The 25,833-nt window shown below is 40.1% G+C and carries 24 protein-coding genes; 22 read left to right on the top strand and 2 right to left on the bottom strand.

Annotated features, from left to right (window positions below; genetic code table 11):
* The first annotated feature begins 154 nt into the window (after positions 1-154).
* A complete protein-coding gene (locus CD039_RS08110) occupies positions 155-1,027 on the top strand; it encodes a cation diffusion facilitator family transporter (RefSeq protein ID WP_103371893.1) in 873 nt (290 codons plus the stop codon).
* Between the two features lie 132 nt (positions 1,028-1,159).
* On the opposite strand, the gene CD039_RS08105 is transcribed toward CD039_RS08110, so the two are convergent.
* Positions 1,160-1,525, bottom strand: coding sequence for an aggregation-promoting factor C-terminal-like domain-containing protein (locus tag CD039_RS08105; protein ID WP_103371892.1), 366 nt, complete (start codon positions 1,523-1,525; stop codon positions 1,160-1,162).
* 632 nt (positions 1,526-2,157) lie between these two features.
* Here CD039_RS08105 and CD039_RS08100 point away from each other — a divergent pair.
* The 3 genes from CD039_RS08100 (at position 2,158) to CD039_RS08090 (ending at position 5,143) form a co-directional block, all read left to right on the top strand.
* Positions 2,158-2,844: a 2,3-diphosphoglycerate-dependent phosphoglycerate mutase gene (locus CD039_RS08100; RefSeq protein WP_103371891.1), complete on the top strand. Its 687-nt coding sequence runs from the start codon at positions 2,158-2,160 to the stop codon at positions 2,842-2,844.
* 417 nt (positions 2,845-3,261) lie between these two features.
* A complete protein-coding gene (locus CD039_RS08095; RefSeq protein WP_103371890.1) occupies positions 3,262-4,722 on the top strand; it encodes an MDR family MFS transporter in 1,461 nt (486 codons plus the stop codon).
* A gap of 73 nt (positions 4,723-4,795) precedes the next feature.
* Positions 4,796-5,143, top strand: coding sequence for an ASCH domain-containing protein (locus tag CD039_RS08090; RefSeq protein WP_103371889.1), 348 nt, complete (start codon positions 4,796-4,798; stop codon positions 5,141-5,143).
* Between the two features lie 109 nt (positions 5,144-5,252).
* Here the strand turns inward: CD039_RS08090 and CD039_RS08085 are convergent, their stop codons facing one another.
* A complete protein-coding gene (locus tag CD039_RS08085) occupies positions 5,253-6,497 on the bottom strand; it encodes an aminoacyltransferase (RefSeq protein ID WP_103371888.1) in 1,245 nt (414 codons plus the stop codon).
* Positions 6,498-6,769: 272 nt separating this feature from the next.
* On the opposite strand from CD039_RS08085, the gene CD039_RS08080 reads away from it, so the two are divergent.
* The 18 genes from CD039_RS08080 to nreC all read left to right on the top strand — a co-directional run bounded on the left by CD039_RS08080 (position 6,770) and on the right by nreC (position 25,650).
* A complete protein-coding gene (locus CD039_RS08080; RefSeq protein WP_049407873.1) occupies positions 6,770-7,144 on the top strand; it encodes a cystatin-like fold lipoprotein in 375 nt (124 codons plus the stop codon).
* Between the two features lie 18 nt (positions 7,145-7,162).
* Positions 7,163-7,789, top strand: coding sequence for a DsbA family protein (locus tag CD039_RS08075; protein WP_103371887.1), 627 nt, complete (start codon positions 7,163-7,165; stop codon positions 7,787-7,789).
* Between the two features lie 251 nt (positions 7,790-8,040).
* A complete protein-coding gene (locus CD039_RS08070; protein ID WP_103371886.1) occupies positions 8,041-8,556 on the top strand; it encodes a YceI family protein in 516 nt (171 codons plus the stop codon).
* Positions 8,557-9,099: 543 nt separating this feature from the next.
* Complete coding sequence (locus CD039_RS08065) at positions 9,100-9,579, top strand: SRPBCC family protein (RefSeq protein ID WP_103371885.1); 480 nt, start codon at positions 9,100-9,102, stop codon at positions 9,577-9,579.
* Positions 9,580-9,650: 71 nt separating this feature from the next.
* Positions 9,651-9,833, top strand: a complete 183-nt coding sequence (locus tag CD039_RS11870) for a hypothetical protein (protein WP_308409853.1) — start codon at positions 9,651-9,653, stop codon at positions 9,831-9,833.
* 229 nt (positions 9,834-10,062) lie between these two features.
* Positions 10,063-10,881 carry a formate/nitrite transporter family protein gene (locus CD039_RS08060; RefSeq protein ID WP_103371990.1) on the top strand — a complete coding sequence of 273 codons (819 nt, stop codon included), beginning with the start codon at positions 10,063-10,065 and terminating at the stop codon, positions 10,879-10,881.
* Positions 10,882-11,406: 525 nt separating this feature from the next.
* Positions 11,407-11,937, top strand: a complete 531-nt coding sequence (locus tag CD039_RS08055; RefSeq protein ID WP_103371884.1) for a GNAT family N-acetyltransferase — start codon at positions 11,407-11,409, stop codon at positions 11,935-11,937.
* A gap of 163 nt (positions 11,938-12,100) precedes the next feature.
* A complete protein-coding gene (locus CD039_RS08050; protein ID WP_103371883.1) occupies positions 12,101-12,802 on the top strand; it encodes a sirohydrochlorin chelatase in 702 nt (233 codons plus the stop codon).
* 89 nt (positions 12,803-12,891) lie between these two features.
* The gene (gene nirB / locus CD039_RS08045; protein ID WP_103371882.1) at positions 12,892-15,294 is read left to right on the top strand and encodes a nitrite reductase large subunit NirB; all 2,403 of its coding nucleotides are present in this window, start codon (positions 12,892-12,894) and stop codon (positions 15,292-15,294) included.
* A 1-nt stretch (position 15,295) separates the two neighbouring features.
* On the top strand, positions 15,296-15,610 hold the full coding sequence (gene nirD, locus CD039_RS08040; RefSeq protein WP_103371881.1) for a nitrite reductase small subunit NirD: 315 nt from the start codon (positions 15,296-15,298) through the stop codon (positions 15,608-15,610).
* Positions 15,601-16,494 carry a uroporphyrinogen-III C-methyltransferase gene (cobA, locus tag CD039_RS08035; protein ID WP_103371880.1) on the top strand — a complete coding sequence of 298 codons (894 nt, stop codon included), beginning with the start codon at positions 15,601-15,603 and terminating at the stop codon, positions 16,492-16,494. The genes nirD and cobA overlap by 10 nt, the downstream gene beginning before the upstream one ends.
* Positions 16,495-16,991: 497 nt before the next feature.
* Entirely contained in the window at positions 16,992-20,675 is a 3,684-nt protein-coding gene (locus CD039_RS08030; RefSeq protein ID WP_103371879.1) for a nitrate reductase subunit alpha, read from the top strand.
* Positions 20,665-22,224: a nitrate reductase subunit beta gene (gene narH / locus CD039_RS08025; protein WP_103371878.1), complete on the top strand. Its 1,560-nt coding sequence runs from the start codon at positions 20,665-20,667 to the stop codon at positions 22,222-22,224. The genes CD039_RS08030 and narH overlap by 11 nt, the downstream gene beginning before the upstream one ends.
* Positions 22,217-22,783 carry a nitrate reductase molybdenum cofactor assembly chaperone gene (gene narJ, locus CD039_RS08020; protein WP_002471446.1) on the top strand — a complete coding sequence of 189 codons (567 nt, stop codon included), beginning with the start codon at positions 22,217-22,219 and terminating at the stop codon, positions 22,781-22,783. Before narH ends, narJ begins: the two co-directional genes overlap by 8 nt.
* Position 22,784: 1 nt before the next feature.
* A complete protein-coding gene (gene narI, locus CD039_RS08015) occupies positions 22,785-23,462 on the top strand; it encodes a respiratory nitrate reductase subunit gamma (RefSeq protein WP_049409821.1) in 678 nt (225 codons plus the stop codon).
* A gap of 14 nt (positions 23,463-23,476) precedes the next feature.
* Positions 23,477-23,929, top strand: coding sequence for a nitrate respiration regulation accessory nitrate sensor NreA (gene nreA / locus CD039_RS08010; protein ID WP_002471452.1), 453 nt, complete (start codon positions 23,477-23,479; stop codon positions 23,927-23,929).
* An 8-nt stretch (positions 23,930-23,937) separates the two neighbouring features.
* Positions 23,938-24,972 (top strand): sensor histidine kinase, encoded by a 1,035-nt coding sequence (locus CD039_RS08005; RefSeq protein WP_103371877.1) that lies wholly within the window; start codon positions 23,938-23,940, stop codon positions 24,970-24,972.
* A 24-nt stretch (positions 24,973-24,996) separates the two neighbouring features.
* Entirely contained in the window at positions 24,997-25,650 is a 654-nt protein-coding gene (gene nreC / locus CD039_RS08000; protein ID WP_049407846.1) for a nitrate respiration regulation response regulator NreC, read from the top strand.
* The last annotated feature ends 183 nt before the right edge of the window (positions 25,651-25,833 follow it).

Below are 25,833 nucleotides of genomic sequence, written 5' to 3'. Positions count from 1 at the left end.
TGATATCAAGTGTAGTAGAGAATAAATCTTTTAGGAGAGGCTAATAAAAATTTTTAACGTTTTATATTAAATAATTTTCCAATAAAAATCGTTGTAAGCTTTCAAAGCATGCGTCATAATAGAGTCCTAATCTTCTTTAAGGTGGGTGTGAATCATGGGCGAAAGCATGAATCTGAAAGCCGCTCAACGTGGAGCTTATTTAAGTTTAGTTGTGTATATCGTCTTAGCTGCATTGAAGTATGGCACAGGGTTTATCTACCATTCTGCAGCCGTTCGAGCAGACGGTTTAAATAATATGACGGATATCCTTGTCTCCTTAGCAGTCTTGATTGGACTCAAGATTTCTATTAAACCACCCGATCAGAACCACCCTTATGGTCATTTGAAATCTGAGAATATCTCCACGCTCTTAGTCTCATTTATCATTATGTTTGTCGGTGTACAGGTGCTGATTGAGAACACGCCGAGACTTTGGACAGGAGAACAACACACCCCTAATTTGATGACGATCTATGTCAGTATGATCGGTGGCCTTGTCATGTTGGCTGTCTATTACTTTAATCATCGTTTAGCACAAAGAACGCAAAGTAGTTCCCTTAGATCCGCGTCCAAAGATAATCTATCCGATGCGTTAGTCAGTATTGGAACTGCGGTAGGACTCATTTTTACACAATTTGGTCTTCCTATTGTCGATACGATTATTGCGTTATTGCTTGGCATACTCATCGTTTATACAGGTTTTGATATTTTACGCGAATCCATCTTTGCTTTAAGTGATGGATTTAATGAACGGGATTTAGAGTATTATAAAAGTTACGTGCTCGAGGTCCCTGATGTACTTGATGTGGAAAATATTAAAGGACGTTATTACGGAAGTAGCGTCTTCGTGGACGTAACAATAATCGTGGAAGCTAAGTTATCGCTTGAAGCGGCGCATCACATATGCGACGAAGTAGAGCAACACATGCATGAACGTGGCGTCTCTTACGTTTATGTGCATCCTGAACCTAATAATATTCAAGATTGATATGTAATGATTTGTCGAGTGGAAAAATGACAGTAATCAATGACGTATCTACAATTTATAATAGAAACTCAATATAAATATAAAAAAACGAAAGCCGCGTTCGAGTTGGGCTTTCGTTCTTTATTTATAGTGTTACCACCAACCGTGAGATTGACGGAATTCAATAGCTTGATCGATTGAACCATAGCGTTCTTTAGCGTATTGCACCATGCCTTGCGTTTGTTCAGCTACAGAGCCAGTACCCCAAGATTCTTTCGTTTGACCTAATCCTCGATAACCTAACTCATTCACAGCATTAGGATCGCCGCCAGATTCAGGCATAACTACATTATCCCAAAGGGCTTTCGTGCCTCCGTTATTGATAAATTCATCGTAAACTGAATCCGTGGACTGTTGCGCTGTTTCAGCAGCGTCAGCAGTGTTAGCTTCTGATGCTGCACCCACGCCTGCTGCAGTGATAGATAATGTTGCGAAAGAAGCGAGTAATAACTTTTTCATGATAAATATCCTCCTATTATGATTTGTGATATCTATTTGATTGAATGTCGTGCTCTGCTTGCTTGATGATTCAATTTCTAAACTGTGAGTTTGTGTCTCACCAACGCTTTCCACTATAACAGTTGGATCGATGACATTGGTTACATGGATATTAAAATTTATCCGTTAAATATAAATATACAAATACAATTATTTCAAAGTATTAACAATGACTGTTAAAGTTATCAATATAACGGGTAAATTTAACAGTAAGGTAACAGAGTAAAAAATAAAGTATTTTATTTTTCAATGTTATGACTCTCGCTTGCTTGGGAGAAGTACAGAAATCTATGATTTCGTAGTACTTCCCCTGGAAAGGTAACTAGAGTTCGAGAAAGCGATAGCCTTTGCGAATTCAGTTAGCTACTGCGTAGGACCACACTCAACTAATTCTTTTCACTCAAAGAGCTCAAAGAATGGATTTTCGTTGTGGTCTAGCTCCATCAAGCGTCTCGAGCCGACATTGAAAAAAGCATATATTAGGTTATTTAACTCAGTTTACCGTTATCTACCAAATTTATATTAGTAAGTCTAAAATGTCATAAATTCAATGAAGGGCAACATTCATTTTAAATAAAGAAAGAAGGATCTATATGCCAAAACTCATATTATGTAGACATGGACAAAGTGATTGGAATGCGAAGAACCTCTTCACAGGTTGGGCAGACGTCGACCTTTCAGACCAAGGACGCGAAGAAGCAATTGAGTCAGGGCGTAAATTGAAAGAACAAGGAATTGAGATTGATTACGTGTTTACGTCACTCTTGAAACGTGCGATTAACACAACATATCATTTACTTGCAGAATCAGATCAACTCTTCCTTCCAGTTGAGAAAAGTTGGCGTTTGAACGAACGTCATTATGGAGGACTTCAAGGTCTTAACAAAGATGATGCGCGTGAAGAATTCGGGGAAGAACAAGTACACATATGGCGACGTTCATATGATACAGCGCCTCCAGAGCAGAGTGAAGAACAACGCAATGATTATCTCAAAGACCGCCGTTATCAACATTTAGATCGACGTGTGATGCCAGAATCCGAAAGTCTGAAAGATACGCTTGAACGAGTGATTCCTTACTGGAGCGATCAAATTTCACAACAATTGCTCGCTGATAAGACTGTTCTTGTGTCAGCACATGGGAATTCACTTCGCGCGCTGATTAAGTACCTTGAAGACGTTTCAGATGAAGACATCGTCGGTTATGAAATTAAAACGGGGAAACCATTGATTTATGAATTAGATGATGAGTTAAAAGTACAAGATAAATACTATCTATAATATGAGAAATGTAGAGCGATGCTTGTGAAGACGTGACTTCTGATGAGTAAAGAAGGTTTCGAAGCTGACATTTAGGCAGTTGAGGAACTCGAATAATCATCAAGGAAGCAGACGTATCATGAAGTATCGCTCTAATTTATGTAGAAGCATGTTATATACTTTATTAATTTATAAAACTGCGAATTAGGTGGGAGAAATCACTCGCTTTATTATGGGGAGGATTATAGATTTCTGTGCTTCTCCCAAGCAAGCGAAAGTCATAATGTTGAAAATAAATTTAACGCTATTGAAGTTTGTCTTAGACTATATCATTAAATAATATTATTAGAACAAAATGAGTGTATTTGTTGTAGAAAGTCTGTATAATGCGATGATATGACTCAAATGACTTATTACATAAGAAAGGGAGGAAAGTTCATGTCTTTAAAAGCAAAGCTGACGATGATTCTCATCATGTTGTTAGGCGGGTTCTTTGGACTACTCAATGAAACGCTACTAACCACGGCACTACCTAGCGTTATGCGCACATTCCACATTGAATATACGCAGGTTCAATGGTTAACGACAGCATTCTTACTTGCTAACGGAGTAGTTATTCCGCTATCTGCCATGATTATTCAACGTTATACGACACGTCAAGTCTTTCTCGTAGCGATAGGGATCTTCTTCGTCGGCACTATCATCGCTGGATTTAGTTCGACATTTACCGTTCTATTAGTTGCGCGAATCGTTCAAGCGCTTGGATCTGGTATTATGATGCCATTGATGATGACGACGATGCTCGATATCTTTGAACCCCACGAGCGAGGAAAGTATATGGGAATATTTGGCCTTGTTATTATGCTGGCACCTGCGATAGGACCTACGCTTTCTGGCTATCTCGTAGAATACTTCAATTGGCGCTCGCTCTTCCACGTGGTGGCACCAATTGCAGCGATTACGTTCTTATTAGCGCTTAAGTTTGTTAAAAATGTAGGTACGAATCGTAAAGTGCCTATCGACCTTCTATCGATTATTCTTTCCGTCTTCGGTTTCGGAGGACTGCTTTACGGCACAAGTTCTATTTCACGTGACGGTTGGGATGATCCTATTGTACTCACGACAGTCATCGGTGGTTTGATCTTAGTGATTCTGTTCATCTATCGTCAGACGAAACTTGAAACACCATTACTCAACTTTAGTGTGTTTGCGAATAAACAATTTGCTGTAGGTCTCACGATCATGGCCTTTACGATGATATCCATGATTGGCTCTGAAACCATTTTACCGATGTTCGTGCAAAATATCATGGGCAAACCTGCTCTGGAATCAGGACTTATACTGTTGCCTGGTGCACTCGTGATGGGTGTCATGTCCATCGTAGGCGGTATCTTATTCGAGAAATTCGGAGCGAAAGTTCTCGGTTTAGTAGGCATGTTGATCGTAATCATTACCACATCTTACTTCGTCTTTATGGACAGCGACAGTTCAGTCATTGTGCTCGCAACGGTTTATGCCATCCGGATGATTGGACTTGCATTAGGCTTGATGCCACTCATGACACATACGATGAACCAACTCAAGCCTGAACTCAACGCCCATGGTTCTTCCATGACGAATACAGTTCAACAAATTTCTGCCTCAATCGGTACGGCAGTGTTAATCACGATTATGTCTCACGTCGCGCAACAATTCAAACCGACGATGAGTGATTACAAAGGTTTAGACAAGAAAGCGATGGCAGCCCAAATTCAACACGATGCCTTGCTCAGTGGTTATCATGGCGCCTTCGTGTTTGCGGTGATTATCTCAATTATTAGTTTCCTTTCTGTGTTTATGTTAAAAGGCAAGAAACAAGCGGATCGCGATGCAGCGCAGAATCGAGCTGAGACACAATAGGATAAAAGTGCTATCCGTCAGAATAGGAAACTTGCTATAATGAAGTTGAAATAATCATTTATGGAGGGCAATGATGGAACATAAGATGCGATTATACGACAAACCCTTTCAATTGATGCTTGCAGGAACGAAGACGGTAGAAATAAGATTAAATGATGAGAAACGCCAAGCTGTGCAAAACGGAGATACCATTCAATTCACGAATTTAGAGAATGCAGATCAATCTTTTAAAGTAGAAGTGTTAGAGCGTGTACAGTTTGATTCCTTTCAAGAGTTACTGAAGTATTACGATAATGAAGAAATAGGTGTACCAGAAGATTATCAACTTTCCCAGAAACTCGCAGAAATTTATCAAATTTATAGCCAGGCAGAAGAACTCGAATATGGCGCTGTTTCATTTCGAGTGAAGCGGATTGAATGAGGGTCTGACTTTTAAGAAATAGAGAAATTTAATAGAAATGACCCATCGATGAATGCGTGTGATTCATTGACGGGTCACTTTTATTTTAAACCGAATTTGAAGTTCATTATTATATTTGGCGTGCTAACTGACCTAAGCGGTAAACACCTGGTTTCACAACTTTAATGAAATCGCCGATATATTCTTCAACTTGCGCATTAAAGCCTTTCTTGAATTGTTGAACGCCATAGTCCTCTGCGTCTTCTGAGAAATCGCCTGTCACACCATAGAAATTGTAACGATCAATACCGTGGGCTTTCGCAAATTTAATCATTTCCCACTGTAATGCATATGCACCCATATAGCGGTTGTATGCAGGGTTAGAACCACTTGAGAGATAGTACATTTCGTGGTCATTATATATGTAGACCGCGGAAGCAAGGTTGAGCTCAGTACCATCCGTCTCGATACGTTGTTTCGTTTCATCAATTTTACGTTTCGTACTTTGAATTTGTTGTTCTAATTGTGTGGCTTTCGTCTTCTGTTTCTTAGAATTTGGGCTTTCTTCCAACTGCTTTTGCACATCTTTATACTGTGCCTGAAGTTGTTGCAATTTCACGTCGAGCTTTTGTACGTAATCTTCGAGATTGATATAGGCGAGTTGTAGTAAAATTTGACCATCGTACACACGTTGGAGATTGCGGTAATACGCTTCGTCGCGGAATGTGAATCCGTGTTTCTCTTCAGCCATTTTCATCAATTCGTAGAATTTCGGCGTTTCATCAATGGATAATGTGCGAATTTGCACACCCATTTGATCTGTCTTTTTGATATTTCGACGTGTTTGATAATCCATTTCTTTTAAAAGTTGTTTTTCTGACTTATCTTGTAAATCTAACACTGAAAGCCAACGAATTTGGCTAATTTTAGAATATCCACGCGTATAACCTTGATGACGATAGCCTAAACTTTCTAGCGTACGGATAAGCATACGTCGATCGTAACTTTCTATAATTTCACCATCAGCAGTGTGCAGATTCTCCAGTATATAAGGATCCACACGTACAAAAAGACAGTTATGTTGCTTCAAATAATCCGTAAGTGAGCGGAAGTAGAAATCGACAAGTTCTATATTCGTATAGTCCATGACAGGACCGCGTTGACTGTAGAAGTATTTATAGAATTTCAGTGCACGGGCTTCTGAGAATAAACCGGCAGCGATGACTTGACCGTTGTCGTTCTTAACGCCAAGCAAGTGTGCTCTCCCGTGCTGATGAGTTAAATGCCGATAGTTAGCTAAACTTTGTGTATAATGCGAAAAATGATCTTCCATGTAAGTCGAAAATTCATCTTCTGATATCTGTACAAATTTCATTTCAATCCCCCATGTTTCTCATTCGTATTTTTCGTAAAATAGAGTAGTACAAAAGTAGTCTATCAAATCCGAGAGAACATTACACCTTATTATATAATAAAAGTGTTAATTTTATTTTTACTCTCGGTAAAGATAATTTAAATATTAAATTTAAGTAATTGTATTTTAACTAGATATGAAAAAGCGTCAAGAAAGTAGAAAACTATTGGCGAAAAATGTGGTTATCACTTATCATTACTATACAAGGTATAACAGAAATAGGAGAGATAAGTTTGAAGAGATTGGTATTCACAATTGCAGCTGCAACACTCATCTTAGCAAGTTGTAGCAGCAGTAAATATACGAGCAGCATCGATAAAGCAGTTGATAAACAACAAGCTTACCAACATAAGCTGGCGAAGAGTGAGAAAGGTGACGTAGATAAGAAGTTCGATAAGAACAAAGCGAATATTTACGTCTACGAAAAGGGGAAATACGTCGTAATTGCATATAAACCACTTCGTGATGATGATGAGGTACACTATTATGCTTACGAAATTAAAGGCAAGAAAGCACATTATCAAGAACACTTTAACGTCAAAGGTTATATGCACAATCATGAAGAGAGCTACAAAGAAGAGAATTTGGACAGTGATGACGCAGATTAATAGAAATCAGGTGAAGCAATGAAGAAAGGGATAGGTTTAATACTTCTCACCTTAAGCGCATTATTGATACTGGTGAGTTGTCAGTCACAACAAGATAAAGCGAGTCATTCTTCGCATCATCAAAAAGGGAAAGTGACGATTGTCGAATATGCGGATATTAAATGTCCTTATTGTAAAAAGGTAGATCAAAACGTCATGCCTAAACTAAAGAAAGACTATCTGCATAATAAGAATGTTGAATACCAATTTGTGAATATGGCATTTCTCGGTAAAGATTCAATCGTGGGTTCACGTGCAGAACATGCGGTGAAACGAATTGCGCCTGAGAAACATTTACAGTTTCTACATCAACTCTTTGAACAGCAACCGAAAGATGAAAAAACGTGGTTAACGGAGAAGCGGTTAGATGCAGAAATTGATCAACTCAATCTTGATGATGATAAGAAATCTCAGATCAAGAAAGCGTATAAGACGAAAGATAGTCAAGCTTGGAAAGATGCTGAGAAAGATCAAGAGCGCTACAAGAAGCATCACGTGAAACAAGCGCCTACCGTTTATATTAATGGTGAGAAACTTGAAGATCCGTACAAGTATAAAAACTATAAAACTAAAATTGATAAGGCTTTAAAAAATAAAGATAACTAGAAGATTGAGCACCAATTTCTATAGAGTGAGTGTTGATGAGAGATTAAACCTCAAACTCGACTATGGAAATTGGTGTTTTTATATTTTTGGGGATAGTGCAAGCAAGGTGAGTTGGAATAACTGGAAGTCGAAGTTTTAAGTGATAAATGAGTAGGGAAAATATAAATAACAACGTGAGCATTTTCTTTGATATAAAATAATTATTAGGTATAATAAATATATCTTAAAGATATAAACGAGGAGGAGTTCTAATGACTCAATTTAAATTTGACCCAGCCCATTCTAATGTTGAATTCTCTATCAAGCACTTAGCTATCGCCAACGTGAAAGGTCGTTTCAATGACTTCGATGCTAATATCGAAGGTGATCTTAACGACTTAAGTACGTTGAAAGGACAATTTACAATTCAAATTAAATCTATCGATACACCCATTAAAGATCGTGACAATCACTTATTAAGTAGTGACTTCTTCGACGCAGAGCAATATCCAGAAATGACTTTCGAGATTAAAGAAGTTTCAGAAGGTAAAGTAACAGGCGACGTGACATTGAAAGGTGAGACACACGAAGAAACGTTCGACCTTCATTATGAAGGTATTAGCAAGAATCCAATGAATGACGCACAAACAGCTGGATTTGTTATTAATGGTGCGCTTGACCGCGATAAATACGGTATTACTTTTAACCAACAACTCGAAACAGGTGGCTTACTTTTAGGTAAAAATGTTCAGTTTGAACTTAGTGCAGAGTTCGAAGTAAAAGAATAATTATGTAAATATAAAGAGGAACGATGGCGTTGTCTAACCATCGTTCCTCTTTGTTAATTTAAGCAACAAAAAATAACCATCACAACTTTAGTTTTAAGAATATTAGAAGCTACTGTCTTTCGAACGGATTTACTTGCCACAGGTGGTAGCAACACTTGTGCATTTTTCAACTTAGCTATTGAGCTTCATTTAATCATAAAGCAAGTTGATGGTGTTAATCAATAAAGTGTCCATTAGTCGGTATGACTAACATCTACGCTATTGATCTTGACTTAAGTATACTCTATCCGTAGGTGATTGTAAATTATAAACATAATTTATATTATAATTTGCGTCGGATTGTTGAACGAATCCTTATAATTGATTTATCTTATGCAGACTTCTGCACTCACAATAAACGCTTCCACTAAAAAATTCCCATTATTTCTTTCCACTACCTATGTCTGCTTTACCACAAAACGGGAAAACACTGAATAGGCTTAAATATTCACTAATAAATAAGATCACATTTTACAAAAATTTATTAACAAGGAGGACATCACTGTGGGTATCGAAGTAGATCGTAATAAAATAATCTTTAAAAGAAATTTCAATGCAAGCCCTGAAGATATCTTCAAAGCATATACAAACAAAGATTTATTTGAACAATGGTTCCATCCAGAAAACGGTACGACGAAAGTGTATCGCTTCGAAGTGCAAGAAGGTGGGGAAGGCTTCTTCTCAATTGCAACACCTCAAGGAAAGAGTTACACCGTGACGAAATATCAAGAATTTGATCAGCCTACCTATATTGCTTATGAAGATTATTTCGCAGATGAGAATGGTAACATCAATAAAGAAGTGCCAGGCATGTACAATACGGTGCAACTTAACGATATCGGTCAAGGTGTGACTGAGCTCGTTGCAACGTCTGAATTACCGAGCGCTGAAATGGTTCAACAGATGATTGATATGGATCTCGAAGCAGGGATGAATAGTACTTTCGATAATTTAGAAACATTGTTACGCAACTTATCTTCATAAATTAGTCGAAATTGTTTAGTAAATGATATAGGTTCTCACTTGAAAACGGTGTATAATGGGTGTGAAAAGAGGTGAAGGGCTTGACTAAACGTTACATCAAAGTCTTAGTGCTTTACGTGCTAAGTACACTCATACCAACACTTGTGACATGTAAACTTGATGGGAAACCATTCCTCAAATGGACTGTTCGTACGTTAGCAGGATATGGGCTTTTCGCATACGGTTTACGTCTTTTCTCTAAATTTAAAAAGTAATCTAAGTACAAGATGATATTTTAATCATGTACTTAATTAAAGTCGACCTTTGAGATGGAATAGGTCAGGGACAGGATTACCCTAGGCTATCTCGAGGGTCGACTTATTTTTATATCTACAGGAGAAAGAACTATCGCTGTGACGTTTACATTTTACATAAAATAAACATTCCCATAGTGGCTTAAATTCTATACAATAGAGTTTATATATGAAGAATTTGAGGGGGAATATTATGAAAAACAACAAGACTGTGAATGACACCTATACATCAAGGGCGATAGCTGAAAGTGCGATGCATCAGTCTCAAATGAAAGATGTGATGATCACCAAGACGCCAGGACGTTACGCAGTGAAAGCGATGATGTCTGGGTTCTTACTCGCGATTGTGACGGTCTTTATGTTAGCCATCAAGACGCAATTCGCTGGGACACCAGTAGGGCTAATCAATATCCTTGGGGCAATCTCGTTCAGTTTAGCGCTCGTGCTCATCGTCTTAACCAACTCGGAATTACTGACGAGTAACTTTATGTATGTGACGGTGGGGTATTATTATCGAGCGATCACATTGCGCAAGATTATGTACATCGTCTTCTACTGTTTCTTATTTAATATTGTCGGCGGACTCATCTTATTTGGATTAATGCGCTTCACACATGTGATGACACCAGAAATGATTACTGCGTTGACAAAGACGGTCTCAACGAAGACAGTGGAGTCGACTTGGTATGCGATTTTAGTCAAAGGGATCTTCTGTAACTTCTTTATTAATATTGGTATCTACGTATCAATGTTATTTAAAGACGGTTTATCTAAAGCGTTCTTTATTGCTTGTGGCGTAGTGGTCTTTGTGTTTATGGGTTACGAACACGTTGTCTTCAACGCAGGTTTATACGCGGGTATGTTATTCTATAACTTCGATGGTGCGAATTGGTTACATGTATTGAAAAATATCGTCTTTGCGTTTATCGGTAACTATATTGGTGGCGGTATCTTTGTCGGCTTAGTTTATGCTTATGTGAACGGGCGACGCGATGCTTTTGAAAAATAGACACATATGATGACTTAATACGGCTGTGCAATCGCATGGTCGTATTTTTAGTTAGAAAATATTTAAATCTATTTTATTTTTCAATGTTTTGCCTCTCCCTTGTTTAGGGGTCCACACTCAACTAATTTCTCTCGCTATTCTTGCTCGAGAAATGGATTTTCGTTGTGGCCTAGTTCCCTCAAACGTGTCGAGGCTACATTGAAAAATACTTATTATTTGCTTTAATTTCTATTTTTCTCAACCATCTATTATAGAAATAAATAAAAAAAGACCTATTACATTAGCTGAATGCACATTCATCATAAGTGTTCGATTTATAAGTAAAACTTGCGCAGTAGAGATCTGGATTCATAAGGGCTTACACTCTTATGAACCCTAGTTTTCTTTGCGGGGGCAAGACAACGAAATCAAAGATTTCTGTCTTGCTCCCAATCAAATGCGTTGACTCACAGCATTTGAAATCATAAAGTAGCGTTAAGTTCAATCAACAGACTTACACAAATATGACGAGGAAGAGGTGGCACGATGTCAAACTTAAACATAAGAGTCGCGACAGAAGCAGACGTGAAAGAGCTCTACCACATCATGCACGAAGCTTTCACACCCTTACGCGAACTCGGAATTGATTGGCCGTCTGTGAATGCAGACGAAGACATGGTACGCAATAATATGAAGACAACGACAATGTTTGTCTTAGAAGATGAGGAACAAATCATCTCCACAATCTCAGTCCGCTATCCTTGGGAAGATCGCCCAAGTGTAGCAACGTATCCTTTCGTCTGGTGGTTCGCGACAAGACCAGAGTTTGAAGGTCGTGGATTAGGTAGCAAACTATTGAAGTACGTTGAAGAAACATTCCTACGAGACACGCTCAAGGTGCCTGCAGTCGTACTTGGAACGTCTGGTCGCCTACATCCATGGTTGCTAGATATCTACAAGCGTCGAGGCTATCAAGTCTTTAAAGAACATGAGAATGACGATGGTGACCTAGGGATACTCATGTATAAAGAACTCATTCCAGAGGCCTTTGATAGTCAATATTTAAAGAGACCTTAAATCACGTGAGGAATCCTCTCTGAGTACAAGATAACGGGTTGTAAGTAGACTTTTCTCGCCCATCTTGTATAAGGGGATTCCCTATATTTTTACTTGTATGTGAAAAATATCACAAATTCAATTAATTCTATTCTATAATGAAAATGAAGGGAGTGGTCATGGTATGACGATGAACATCATTGTCGTTCATGGCATGCGAAAAGGAACTTTGAATCAGGAATTACAACACTTTATTAACTCAATGCTTGAAGACGCAACTTATCAGTATGAGGTTGCTTTTCTAGAAAGTGAAACACGCAATCCGTATCGTGTTGTTGAACAGGTGATTCAAAGTGGAGAACGCGATTTCAGAATAATTCCATTTATGATCTTCTCAGGCGCACACTTTTTAGATGATATGCCGGCGATTGTTCAACATTTTAAACAACAATATGACGACGTCTCATTTACGATTTGTGAACCACTAGGACATCACCCGTTAATGGTTGATATCGTGAAAGACAAAGCGATGGACGCATTAGCGCAAACGGATTACGATGCAGTGATACTCTATGTGCATGGTAGTACGAAATATCGTAAACCTGAAGAGGAATTACGTGCGTTCCGCGAGCAGTTGACACTCCCAGTACCAATTCATGTACTCACGTTGTACGGTTCCATCTCTTATAAAGATTATTTGGAAGAAGTCGTTGAAGGGCAGAAGCGTGTGCTCTTTCTACCCATTTTCTTCTATGATGGCTACCTCGTGAACATGACGAAGAAGAGAATTAAACAGATGAATTTAGATTGTCAAATTGATTTCACGACGAGTATTAACTTTGACCAACGTTTAAGAGAGATCATCAACGATCGAATCGACGACTAAGTCTTATATGATTTGCAGCAACAGTGCAAACCATAGGTCATCAACTCTCGTGACACACTCTAAGTTCGTCCATTTGTGGGGGTTCTACAATGAAAGAGAAGTTAGTAATCATTGGTAATGGTATGGCAGGTATTCGTACAGTAGAAGAAATATTGAGTAGAGATGATACACGATACGAAATTACGGTAATAGGCAAGGAACCTTATCCGAACTACAACCGTATCATGTTGTCCAACATTCTTCAGAAGAAGATGACAGTTGAAGATACAATTATGAATCCATATGAATGGTATGGCGATCATCAGATTCGCATTTTAACTAACGATCCAGTAGTGGAATTAAATCGTCAAGAGAAGGTCATCACGACCGAACAAGGTATCAAAGTCGACTATGATACATGTATCTTTGCCACAGGTTCGAAAGCCTTTGTCTTACCTATCCCAGGATCAGACTTACCGAACGTCATCGGCTGGCGTACGATTGAAGATACAGAGCGCATGATTGAGATTGCACAGCACAATAAGAAAGCGGTCGTCATCGGGGGAGGACTTCTCGGTTTAGAATGTGCGAGAGGCCTTATGGACCAAGGTATGGAAGTGACAGTGGTTCACCTCGCTGAATGGTTGATGGAAATGCAGCTAGACCGCAAAGGTGGCGAGTTACTTAAAGGAGATTTAGAAGCGCAAGGTATGCACTTTGAACTTCAAGCAAGTACGCAAGAAATTCTTGGTCAAGACAATGTGGAAGCCATTCGCTTAGCTGACGGCAGAGAGATTGAAACGGATCTTGTCGTGATGGCTGTGGGTATTCGTCCGTATACTGAGATTGCTAAAGCAAGCGGTTTAGATGTCAATAGAGGTATTGTTGTTGATGACTTTATGCAAACGAGTGATCCAGCGATTTATGCAGTTGGTGAATGTGCTGAACATCGTGGTACAGTTTACGGATTAGTCGCGCCACTTTATGAGCAAGGTAAAGTTCTAGCGGATGTACTCACGGATCGACAAACGTCTGGTTATCATGGCTCTACGACTTTTACCTCTTTAAAAGTCTCAGGTTGTGATCTCTACAGTGCAGGTGTGATTAAAGAATCGCCAACGATTCATGGTGTCGAGGTCTTTGATAGTATCCATAACACGTATAAAAAGATCTTCCTAGAAGAAGATCAAGTGGTCGGTGCCGTGCTATATGGAGATACTGATGATGGCAGTCGCTTATTCAGCATGATGCGTAAGCACGATTCTATCGAAGGTTATACACTCACATCGTTACTGCAAAAGCCAGGTGAAACAGCTGAAACGAGCATTGCAGATATGCCAGACGATGAGATTATCTGTGGTTGTAATGGTGTTGCTAAAGGAACTATCGTCGATGCAATTAAGCAGAAAGGTCTTACTCAAGTGAGCGAAGTAACGAAAGCGACGAAAGCAGGTAACTCTTGTGGTAAATGTAAAGGGCAAATCGCTCAAATCCTTGAGTATACTTTAGGAGATAAATATCAAGGTTCGGCACCAACAGGTATTTGTGCATGTACAGATTTAACGCGTAACCAAATCGTGACGCAAATTCGTGCGAAGGGCTTGAAGACATCTAAAGAAGTGCGTCATGTGCTTAACTTTAAAGACAAGCATGGTTGTCCGAAATGCCGTCCAGCATTGAACTATTACTTAAATATGGTTTATCCGCATGAACATCAAGACGAGCAGGAATCACGCTTCGCTAATGAACGTTATCATGCCAACATTCAGAATGATGGTACGTTCTCAGTTATTCCACAAATGCGAGGTGGCGTGACTGATGCAGACCAGTTGATTCGTTTAGGCGAAGTGGCGAAACAATTCGACGTGCCACTCGTGAAAGTGACGGGTTCACAACGTATAGGCTTGTATGGCTTGAAGAAAGAGGAATTGCCACGCGTGTGGGAAGCACTCGGTATGCGTTCAGCTTCTGCTTATGGTAAGAAGACCCGCTCAGTTAAAAGTTGTGTCGGTAAAGAATTCTGTCGTTTCGGTACGCAATATACAACTCGTCTCGGCATTCGTTTAGAGAAGACGTTCGAGTATATCGATACACCGCATAAATTTAAAATGGGTGTCTCAGGTTGTCCAAGAAGTTGTGTAGAATCTGGTGTGAAAGACTTTGGTGTCATCGGTGTCGAAAATGGTTTCCAAATTTACATCGGTGGTAACGGAGGTACAGAAGTAGCGAAAGGTCAACACCTCACTACAGTAGAAACAGAAGATGAAGTCATCCGTCTCTGTGGTGCAGTGATGCAATATTATCGTGAAACAGGCATTTATGCAGAACGTACGGCACCGTGGTTGAACCGTTTAGGTCTAGACCATGTGAAAGAAGTCGTGTTAGACCCTGAGAAACAACAAGAGCTATTCGAACGTATTATGGAAGCGAAAGAAGCGGTAGCGCAAGAACCTTGGTCAGATATTGTTGCTGACGAACGTAAACAGAAGATATTTGAAGTGGAGCGTGTTTAAGATGAGTACAAAGACCCCAATTAAAGTAGCAGAGCTATCTGAATTGAAACCTTTAATCGGTAAGAAAGTCATCGTAGGAGATCAAGAGATTGGATTATTTTTAACTGAATCTGGAGAAATTCATGCGATTAACAATATTTGTCCTCACAAACAAGGACCGCTGTCAGAAGGGACAGTCAGTGGTGAATACGTCTATTGTCCATTACATGATCAGAAGATTGATTTAAACACAGGTGAAGTACAAGAACCTGATACTGGATGTGTGTCAGTTTACGAGGTGACAGTAGATAACGGGGATGTCTATATATGTCTGTAGTGTCTAAAGTGTACCTCGTTGGTGCTGGACCTGGGGATCCTAACTTGTTAACGCGTCGAGCAGAGCATTTATTGTATCAAGCTGACGTGGTACTCTATGATCGACTCGTCAATCCGTTTATCTTGCAGTTGACGCGTCCTGATGCGCAGTTAATCAACGTAGGGAAGATTCCTTATCATCCTACGACGAAGCAAGAAGAGATCAATCAACAGCTGATTGCTAGCGCTGAGGAGAATGGATGCGTAGTTAGATTGAAAGGTGGCGATCCTGCGATCTTTGGACGACTACAAGAAGAGGTTGAAGCACTTGAACAAGCGAACATCGATTACGAGGTGGTGCCAGGAGTTACGAGTGCAAGCGCTGCGGTCGCATCCTTATGTATCGGTCTCACGTCTCGTCGTTTGTCGAACAGTGTGACGTACTGTACCGGTCAAGCAGTCATCGACACACCCGAGCGCTTCGTTTCGATGATACAGCAAGGCACGTTAGCGATTTATATGGGTATTAAAAGGATTGGACAAATCATGTCGACCATTCAACAAGAGACTACTACCGATTATCCGGTGAACGTTATTTTTCAAGCCTCATATGAACGTGAGCAAGTCATCAAAGGTCACGTCTCAACAATTGCATTACAAGTAGAGGACAGCGACGTCGATGGTCCAGGTCTCATACTTATAGGGCCCGTATTAGATTTAGAGAAGATGTTTAATCCGCATGTCTCAACACCCGTATTACTTCAAGGGGATCGAACAGCTAACATCGCTCGTGCATTTGAAATTTATGAGGAAGGCCGCACTGCATATTTAGATATCGATTCAGATTGCGATTATCATCCGTCTCAACTCGCGTTGATTCAGCACATTAAAGAAACATTATTGTAAATGATATTGACAATTCATATTTATAAAATGAGAGGCATTTTAGCGATTGGAAGGGTTTGGGACATAAATAAAAAGTTACTATTAGAATAAGCAATGGATGTGTAGTAATTACATTTTAGAGTAACTTGACAATTAATAAAGATATTTATTATTGCTTTTCGCAGTAGCTGTCTGTACTTGAAATAGCTGACGCTTTTTCAAATACTAGGCAGCCGTGCGGGGGTGAGACTACGAAATCAAATAGATTTCTGTCTCACTCCCTTTTTCATTTTAATACCGCTACAAAGTGCATTGCTACAAGGGGTAAGGGAGTTCTATGAGGCAAATAGGTAAATCCCTAATATGAGGGTCTTGTGAAAAAATGTACAATAAATTAACAAGTTATTTAGACATATCATTACTTTTAATAGATAAGAGTGAAAGGTGTATGGAAAGTAAAGATCATGCAAAGAGGATTCACTCTAAGAAACAGGGCATGTTTGAGAGGATGTTATGAAATGAAGAAATTTAAAACGAACTTTTTCAAACCAACAGAGAAGTTCAACGGCAACTGGTCCGTATTAGAACACAAGAGTAGAGAATGGGAGAAGATGTATCGTGAGCGTTGGAGTCACGATAAAGTTGTCCGTACGACACACGGTGTAAACTGTACAGGCTCCTGTTCATGGAAAGTATTTGTTAAGAACGGCGTGATTACGTGGGAGAACCAACAGACTGACTACCCAAGCTGTGGTCCCGATATGCCTGAGTTTGAACCACGTGGCTGTCCACGTGGTGCGTCATTCTCATGGTACGAATATAGCCCATTACGTATTCGTTACCCATATATCCGTGGTAAGTTGTGGGAATTGTGGGTTGAAGCGTTAAAGGAACACGATAACAACACAGTCGCAGCATGGGCTTCAATCGTTGAAGATGATGAGAAAGCACGTACTTATAAACAAGCGAGAGGTAAAGGTGGACTCATCCGTACGAACTGGAAAGATGTATCCAAACTCATCGCAGCACAAATTATTTATACGATTAAGAAATATGGTCCAGACCGTATTGCGGGATTCACACCGATTCCAGCCATGTCAATGCTAAGCTATGCTTCTGGAGCACGCTTCGTCAGCTTACTTGGTGGGGAAATGTTGAGTTTCTACGACTGGTATGCCGATTTACCACCAGCTTCACCACAAATTTGGGGTGAACAAACTGACGTGCCTGAATCTAGTGACTGGTACAATGCATCTTACATCGTGATGTGGGGTTCTAACGTACCGTTAACACGTACACCAGATGCACACTTTATGACAGAGGTTCGCTATAGAGGAACGAAAGTTGTTTCAGTCGCTCCTGACTATGCGGAAAATGTTAAGTTCGCAGACAACTGGCTAGCACCACATCCAGGTACAGACGCTGCCGTTGCTCAAGCGATGACACACGTCATCTTACAAGAGTTCTACGAAGATCAACCTTCAGAACACTTTATCAACTATGCAAAGCAATATACAGATATGCCATTCGTCATCATGCTCGACGAAGATGAACAAGGGCTCAAAGCAGGCCGTTTCTTACGCGTTAATGACCTTGGTCAAGAGACTGCAAATAGTGAGTGGAAACCAGTGGTATTCGACGCTTTAACACAACAACTCGTTGTTCCAAACGGTACGATGGGTCAACGTTGGGAAGAAGGTAAGAAATGGAATCTAAAGTTAGAGACTGAAGATGGTACTAAGATTGATCCAGCACTGTCTATTACAGATAGTGATTATGAGTTACAAACGATTAACTTCCCATACTTCGACAACGAAGGTAACGGTGTCTTCCAACGCCCAATTCCAACGCATAAAGTCACACTCGCAGACGGTTCAACACGCTATGTGACTACGATTTATGATCTCATGGCGAGTCAATATGGTATTAAACGATTTGATCATGAACTTGAAGCGAAAGGCTATGATGATGCCACATCCCACTACACACCAGCATGGCAAGAACAAATCACAGGTGTGAAAGCAGATGTCGTAGCACAAGTGGGACGTGAATTCGCACAGAACGCTATCGATACGAAAGGGCGTTCCATGATTATTATGGGTGCAGGTATCAACCATTGGTTCAACTCAGATACGATTTACCGTGCAGTATTGAATCTTGTCTTGCTTTGCGGATGTCAAGGTGTCAATGGCGGTGGTTGGGCGCACTACGTAGGTCAAGAGAAATGTCGTCCAATTGAAGGTTGGAATACTGTAGCCTTTGCGAAAGACTGGCAAGGCCCACCACGCTTACAGAACGGTACAAGCTGGTTCTACTTTGCGACAGATCAGTGGAAATATGAAGAGTCATTCGTTGATAAATTGAAATCACCACTAGCGAAAGATGTTAAACATAAACATCCAGCTGATTACAACGTGACTGCTGCGAAACTAGGATGGTTGCCATCTTATCCTCAATTTAATAAAAACAGTCTATTGTTCGGTGAAGAAGCGCGTGACGAAGGCCAATTTAATAATGAAACGATTATTAGTAAAGCGGTTGAAGCAGTTAAAAATAAAGATATTCAGTTTGCGGTTGAAGATCCAGATGCGAAAGAGAACCATCCTAAGACACTCTTCCTTTGGCGCTCTAACTTAATCTCTAGTTCAGCTAAAGGTCAAGAATACTTCATGAAACACTTATTAGGTACACGCTCAGGATTGCTCGCTGAACCGAATGAAAGAGAGAAACCAGAAGAAATTAAATGGCGTGAAGATACAGAAGGTAAGCTCGACTTGCTCGTATCACTTGATTTCCGTATGACAGCGACACCACTTTATTCCGATATTATCTTACCAGCAGCGACTTGGTACGAAAAACATGACTTGTCCTCTACAGACATGCATCCATTCGTTCACCCGTTCAACCCTGCGATTGATCCATTATGGGAATCTTGCTCAGACTGGGATATCTTTAGAACGCTAAGTAAAGCGGTCTCTGAAACAGCGGAACAACATCTTACAGGTGTTTATAAGGATGTTGTTACATCACCGCTTGCTCACGATTCGAAACAAGAGATTTCTAACGTGAATGGTGAAGTGAAAGATTGGAGCAAAGGTGAGATTGAAGCGGTGCCAGGTCAAACGATGCCAAGCTTCACAGTAGTCGACCGAGATTACACTCAAATTTACAACAAGTTCGTTACAGTAGGACCACTTTTAGAGAAAAACAAAGTAGGTGCACACGGAGTCAGCTTCCCTGTTAAAGAACAATACGAAGAACTCAAGAGCCTGATCGGTACATGGTCTGACGATAGCAATGACACTGTGAAATATGGTCGTCCTCGAATGGATACAGCGAGACGTGCCGCAGATGTGGTATTGAACATTTCATCAGCAACAAATGGTAAGTTATCACAGAAATCATACGAAGATCTTGAAGAACAAACAGGTATGCAGCTCAAAGACATTTCAAGTGAACGTGCAGCAGAGAAGATCACGTTCTTAAACATTACATCTCAACCACGTGAAGTGATTCCTACAGCTGTGTTCCCTGGTTCTAATAAAAATGGTCAACGTTACTCACCATTTACGACAAACGTGGAAAGACTCGTGCCGTTTAGAACATTAACAGGCCGCCAAAGTTACTACATTGACCATGAAGTGTTCCAACAATTTGGCGAAAGTTTACCAGTATATAAACCAACGTTGCCACCAATGGTCTTCGGTACGAAAGACAAACATGTGGAGGCAGACAAAGATACACTCGTCTTACGTTATCTCACACCACACGGTAAATGGAACATCCACTCTACTTATCAGGACAACCAACACATGTTGACGTTGTTTAGAGGTGGACCAACAGTGTGGCTTGCACGTGAAGATGCCGAAGCACATGACATTCAAGATAATGAGTGGTTAGAAATTTATAACCGAAACGGTGTCGTTACTGCGCGTGCAGTCGTATCTCACCGTATGCCAAGAGGAACGATGTTTATGTATCACGCACAAGATAAACATATTCAAACACCAGGCTCACAAATTACAGATACACGTGGCGGTTCACACAACGCGCCAACACGTATACATTTGAAACCGACCCAACTCGTCGGGGGTTACGCACAAATTAGTTATCACTTTAACTATTATGGCCCTATAGGAAACCAAAGAGACGTCTATGTTGCCGTGCGTAAGTTGAAGGAGGTTGATTGGCTTGAAGATTAAAGCTCAAGTATTAAATTTAGATAAATGTATTGGGTGTCACACATGTAGTGTCACTTGTAAGAGTACGTGGACCAATCGACCAGGTGCTGAATATATGTGGTTTAACAACGTCGAAACGAAACCCGGCGTAGGTTATCCGAAACGATGGGAAGACCAATCCGTTTATAAAGGTGGTTGGTATTTAAACAAAAAAGGTAAGCTTGAACTACGCTCAGGTAATAAATGGGCAAAGATCGCACTAGGTAAGATCTTCTACAACCCTGATATGCCAATCATTCAAGATTATTACGAACCATGGACTTATAACTATGGTCACCTCACAACAGCTAAAGAAGGTCAACACCTCCCAGTAGCGACTGCGCATTCAGTGATCACAGGTAACAAACTTGATCTCGTATGGGGACCTAACTGGGAAGACGACTTAGCAGGTGGACACATCACAGGTCCAGAAGACCCTAACATTCAACGTATCGAAGAAGATATCAAATTCAAATTCGACCAAACGTTCATGATGTATTTACCTCGTCTCTGTGAACACTGTTTAAACCCTAGTTGTGTGGCATCTTGCCCTTCAGGTGCGATGTATAAAAGGGACGAAGATGGTATCGTACTCGTCGACCAAGACGCATGTCGTGGATGGCGTTACTGTATGACAGGTTGTCCATACAAAAAGGTTTATTTTAACTGGAAAACGAATAAAGCGGAAAAATGTACGTTCTGTTTCCCACGTATTGAGAACGGTATTCCAACCGTATGTTCAGAAACATGTACAGGTCGTATGCGTTATTTAGGCGTGCTTCTATACGATGCTGATCGTGTGGAAGAAATGGCGTCAGTTAAAGATGAGAAAGAACTGTATGAGAAACAACTCGAATTGTTCCTTAACCCATATGACGAAGATGTGATTGAACAAGCGCAAGCAGATGGCGTGAACATGGAGTGGATTGAAGCGGCTCAGAATTCACCAATCTATAAATTAGCGATTGAGTATAAGATTGCGTTCCCACTTCATCCAGAATATCGTACGATGCCAATGGTTTGGTATTGCCCACCATTAAGTCCAATCATGAGCTACTTCGAAGGACAACGTGCACAAGAGGCGAAACGTAACCCAGATATGATCTTCCCAGCGATTGAAGAGATGCGTTTACCAATTCAATATTTAGCGAGCCTCTTTACAGCTGGAGATACTGAACCCGTGAAGAAAGCGTTGCAGAAGATGGCGATGATGCGTAGTCATATGCGTGCGAAAGCGACAAACAAACCTGTAGATTTAGATCGTCTTGATCGCGTAGGTTTAAGCGAAATCCAAGTTGAACAAATGTATCGCCTCTTAGCGATTGCGAAGTATGAAGATCGTTTCGTCATCCCAACTTCACATAAAGAAGCTTACATGGACACATACAGAGCGCAAGGTAGCCAAGGTTATGGTGGCGAGTACTTTGGTTCAAACTGTGAAGGTTGTGGCGTGCCAGTAGCTACTGATCCTACGAAGACTGGACAAGAAATCTATAACGAGAATTTCTATGGAGGGATCTTCCGTGATTAACATCCCTAACTTTGTACGCTATCAAGAGACGATAGGTTATTTAGCTAAGCAATTGGAATTTCCTGAGAAACTGACATTGCATCCGAAGACCTTTAAAGATGTAGTCGATGAAGATAACTTAGCTTATCCAGACTTAGTGAAGTTTCGTGAAGAGGTACATCAGCTCACATTGCTCGAGTTTAAACAACTTTACTCAGATACCTTTGATTTTAATAAAAAAGCGCCATTGTACATGACGTATAACAAATTTGATACGCAAAAGGAACGCGGTCAAATGTTGGCGAAGTTAAAGGTTCTATATGAAATGTTTGGATTGCAGATGGAAGCGAACGAACTCTCTGACTACTTACCGCTCATGTTAGAGTTTCTCTATCTTGCAAGCTGGAACGAAGATGAACGTGCACTAGGCAATATTGAATTTGTCATCATGGTCATTGAAGATGGTTCCTACGCAATGTTGCAGCAACTCAGATCTGAAGACAATCCATATCAATATGTAGTACAAGCTTTGAGAGAGGTCTTGAAATCTTGTCTACAACCAACGACAGAGGTGGTTTAAGATGCTCAACCAACTTATTTGGGTCATCCTCCCTTATCTATGCATGGCGATCTTCGTGATTGGCCATGCTGCTAGATTTAAATATGATCAATATTCATGGACAGCGAAATCGAGTGAATTTATCGAGAAGAAACAACTGAAATGGGGAAGTTTACTCTTCCACTTAGGTGTCATTCCAGTGGCTGGTGGTCACTTTGTAGGACTTGTTATTCCAGCATCGTGGCTATCAGGCATCGGTGTAAATAATCATATCTATCATATTGGTGCTGTCTACATCGGTAGTATTTTTGGTATAATGACATTAATTGGAATGCTCATGTTGACATTTCGTCGTGTCACACGTACAAACGTGCGCAAGTTAAGCACTGCATCAGATATTATCGTTAACTTTATGCTCTTATGTATTGTGATATTAGGGTGTTATGCTACACTCGTAACTAATGCGACCACACCAGATTTCGATTATCGTCAAACGATTGCTATCTGGTTTAGAGGACTCTTTACTTTAACACCTGATGCAAGTTTGATGACGACAGTCCCATTGGCTTTTAAAATGCATATTATCTTAGCCTTTCTCATCTTTGCTTTCTGGCCATTTACACGACTTGTACACGTATGGAGTGTACCGATTACGTATGTGAGCCGAAGCTATATTATTTATCGTAAACATAAAGTCTGAACGGAGGAGCGCGTTTGAAATCTACATTAAATCGTCAACCATTTAATTATCAAGCAGCGTTAGAACATATCAGAACTGAATATCAATTTGATTTCGCGAGTATAGCGATGTATGAAAGTGATCAATATCATTCACCCATCAAGTGGCAATATGTAGATGGAAATCTCAATGATCGCTATAAACTTATCGTCTTGCGTAAAGGGAACGGTCTTGCTGGCAATGTGATGAAGACGGGGAAACGTCAAGTTATCGAAGACGTGGATCAAGCTTTGTCTATGAATGAGAGATTAAAGTATCCTATTATCTTAAGTGAAGCTTTAACTGCGACACTCGCCATTCCACTTTGGTCTGGACACAACGTGAAAGGTGTCCTACTCTTGGGGCAACGCGACCACAAGCCCATTCCTGTTCATGCGGATCAGATCGATATTAGCGGGAAACTAGGGGAATTTACTGAAGGAATATAGGTGATATGATGTTGGGGGAAGAGCAATTGACTAAGCAGAATTTGTTACAGGACTACTATCAACACACGAGTGAGAAGATTATATTTATAGATAAATATGGCAAGGTAATTGATATGAATCCAGCAGCAAAAGAGGTTATTTCACCAGATAATAACTATAGTCAAATTACACAAACACTTTGCAATCATTGCAGTACCTATACGGAAGACAATGATCTGCATACTTGTGAACAATGTTTTCTGAAAGAAGATGACATTGAAGATGCGACATTCCAAGTCTATCTCAGAACAACCGAAGATCAGTTTGAACCCTTTAAAGCAAGTTATGAAATGATTGACGAGGATAATGAGATTAGCGCGTTCACGTTACAGAATGTCTCACAAGAGATTGTGCGTAAAGAGAAAGTTTATCAACGTACGATGATGAAGAAGACGATTGCAGCACAGGAGAATGAGCGTAAGCGTATTTCTCGTGAACTTCATGATAGTGTGGTTCAAGAGATGCTTAATGTCGATGTGGAGTTGCGTTTGTTGAAATATCAGCAATCGATGGAGGAATTAACGTCGAGTGCTGAACGGATTGAAGGATTGATGTCACAACTCATCGATGATATCCGTCATCTTTCAGTGGAACTCCGTCCTTCATCACTCGATGATTTAGGCTTAGATGCTGCATTTAAGACGTATTTTAAACAAGCAGAAGCCAATTACGGTGTCTATATTGACTATGAGACGAATCTGAATGCGAAACGCTTTAACAATAATATCGAGACTGTCGTGTATCGCATTGTGCAAGAAGCAGTATTTAACGCGATTAAATATGCAGATGTTTCTAAGATTAATGTGACGTTACATGAAGTAGGTCAGAAGCTGATTGCTGAAGTGGTTGACCATGGTAAAGGATTTGATAAAAGCCATCAACCTCAAGGTACAGGACTTGGACTTTACGGGATGAATGAACGAGCAGAGTTAATCGATGCAGAAGTAATGATTGACACACAACTTGGTAGAGGTACCATCGTGACACTTGAAGTTCCAATCTAATGCAATATAAAGGGAGTAGTTAATGTGAAGATAGTAATAGCGGATGATCACGCTGTCGTACGCACAGGCTTCTCTATGATCCTCAATTATCAAGATGATATGGAAGTCGTAGCTACTGCTGCAGACGGGGTGGAAGCGTATCAGAAAGTGATGACACATAAACCAGATGTCTTGATTATGGACTTAAGTATGCCACCTGGTGAATCAGGACTTATCGCAACGAGTAAGATTAGTGAAAGCTTTCCTGACACTAAGATCTTGATATTAACGATGTATGATGACGAAGAATATTTATTTCACGTGTTACGTAATGGCGCTAAAGGTTATATTTTGAAAAATGCGCCAGATGATCAGCTCATCTTAGCTGTGCGCACCGTTTATAACGGTGAGACATATATTGATATGAAGATGACGACATCGTTGGTGAACGAATTCGTCAATAACTCTAAGAATGACGATGCACCGACGAATGATCCGTTTAAGATTCTCTCTAAAAGAGAGTTGGAAGTGCTACCATTAGTTGCGAAAGGTTATGGCAATAAGGAAATTGCCGAGAAACTATTCGTCTCTGTGAAGACGGTAGAAGTGCATAAGACACATATTATGCAGAAACTCAATTTAAAAACGAAACCAGAATTGGTAGAGTATGCCATTAAGAAGAAGCTTGTGAGCTTTTAGGTAACTCATTGTTAATTCCTCTCAAATGACTGAAGTTGGTGTGATTTGAGGGGGATTTTTAGTGTGAAATGCGGAGTTCGTGCCCTTTGAAATGATATTTCGACATTTCTATTGTGTTCTTCCGAGCACCAGATAACATCACGAGACGCATATAATAATTGATCTTCACGGTACGTTCCAGCA

Source organism: Staphylococcus argensis, assembly GCF_002902305.1.
GTDB classification, from domain to species: Bacteria; Bacillota; Bacilli; order Staphylococcales; family Staphylococcaceae; genus Staphylococcus; species Staphylococcus argensis.
The sequence above is the reverse complement of the archived record's forward strand: the minus strand, read 5'-3'. Positions and strand labels throughout refer to the sequence as shown.

Excerpts from the sequence above, each read along its gene's own strand:
- CD039_RS08110 (WP_103371893.1), top strand. The coding sequence starts at position 155 with ATGGGCGAAAGCATGAATCTGAAAGCCGCTCAACGTGGAGCTTATTTA.
- CD039_RS08105 (WP_103371892.1), bottom strand. The coding sequence starts at position 1,525 with ATGAAAAAGTTATTACTCGCTTCTTTCGCAACATTATCTATCACTGCA.
- CD039_RS08100 (WP_103371891.1), top strand. The coding sequence starts at position 2,158 with ATGCCAAAACTCATATTATGTAGACATGGACAAAGTGATTGGAATGCG.
- CD039_RS08095 (WP_103371890.1), top strand. The coding sequence starts at position 3,262 with ATGTCTTTAAAAGCAAAGCTGACGATGATTCTCATCATGTTGTTAGGC.
- CD039_RS08090 (WP_103371889.1), top strand. The coding sequence starts at position 4,796 with ATGGAACATAAGATGCGATTATACGACAAACCCTTTCAATTGATGCTT.
- CD039_RS08085 (WP_103371888.1), bottom strand. The coding sequence starts at position 6,497 with ATGAAATTTGTACAGATATCAGAAGATGAATTTTCGACTTACATGGAA.
- CD039_RS08075 (WP_103371887.1), top strand. The coding sequence starts at position 7,163 with ATGAAGAAAGGGATAGGTTTAATACTTCTCACCTTAAGCGCATTATTG.
- CD039_RS08070 (WP_103371886.1), top strand. The coding sequence starts at position 8,041 with ATGACTCAATTTAAATTTGACCCAGCCCATTCTAATGTTGAATTCTCT.
- CD039_RS08055 (WP_103371884.1), top strand. The coding sequence starts at position 11,407 with ATGTCAAACTTAAACATAAGAGTCGCGACAGAAGCAGACGTGAAAGAG.
- CD039_RS08050 (WP_103371883.1), top strand. The coding sequence starts at position 12,101 with ATGACGATGAACATCATTGTCGTTCATGGCATGCGAAAAGGAACTTTG.
- nirB (WP_103371882.1), top strand. The coding sequence starts at position 12,892 with ATGAAAGAGAAGTTAGTAATCATTGGTAATGGTATGGCAGGTATTCGT.
- nirD (WP_103371881.1), top strand. The coding sequence starts at position 15,296 with ATGAGTACAAAGACCCCAATTAAAGTAGCAGAGCTATCTGAATTGAAA.
- cobA (WP_103371880.1), top strand. The coding sequence starts at position 15,601 with ATGTCTGTAGTGTCTAAAGTGTACCTCGTTGGTGCTGGACCTGGGGAT.
- CD039_RS08030 (WP_103371879.1), top strand. The coding sequence starts at position 16,992 with ATGAAGAAATTTAAAACGAACTTTTTCAAACCAACAGAGAAGTTCAAC.
- narI (WP_049409821.1), top strand. The coding sequence starts at position 22,785 with ATGCTCAACCAACTTATTTGGGTCATCCTCCCTTATCTATGCATGGCG.
- CD039_RS08005 (WP_103371877.1), top strand. The coding sequence starts at position 23,938 with ATGTTGGGGGAAGAGCAATTGACTAAGCAGAATTTGTTACAGGACTAC.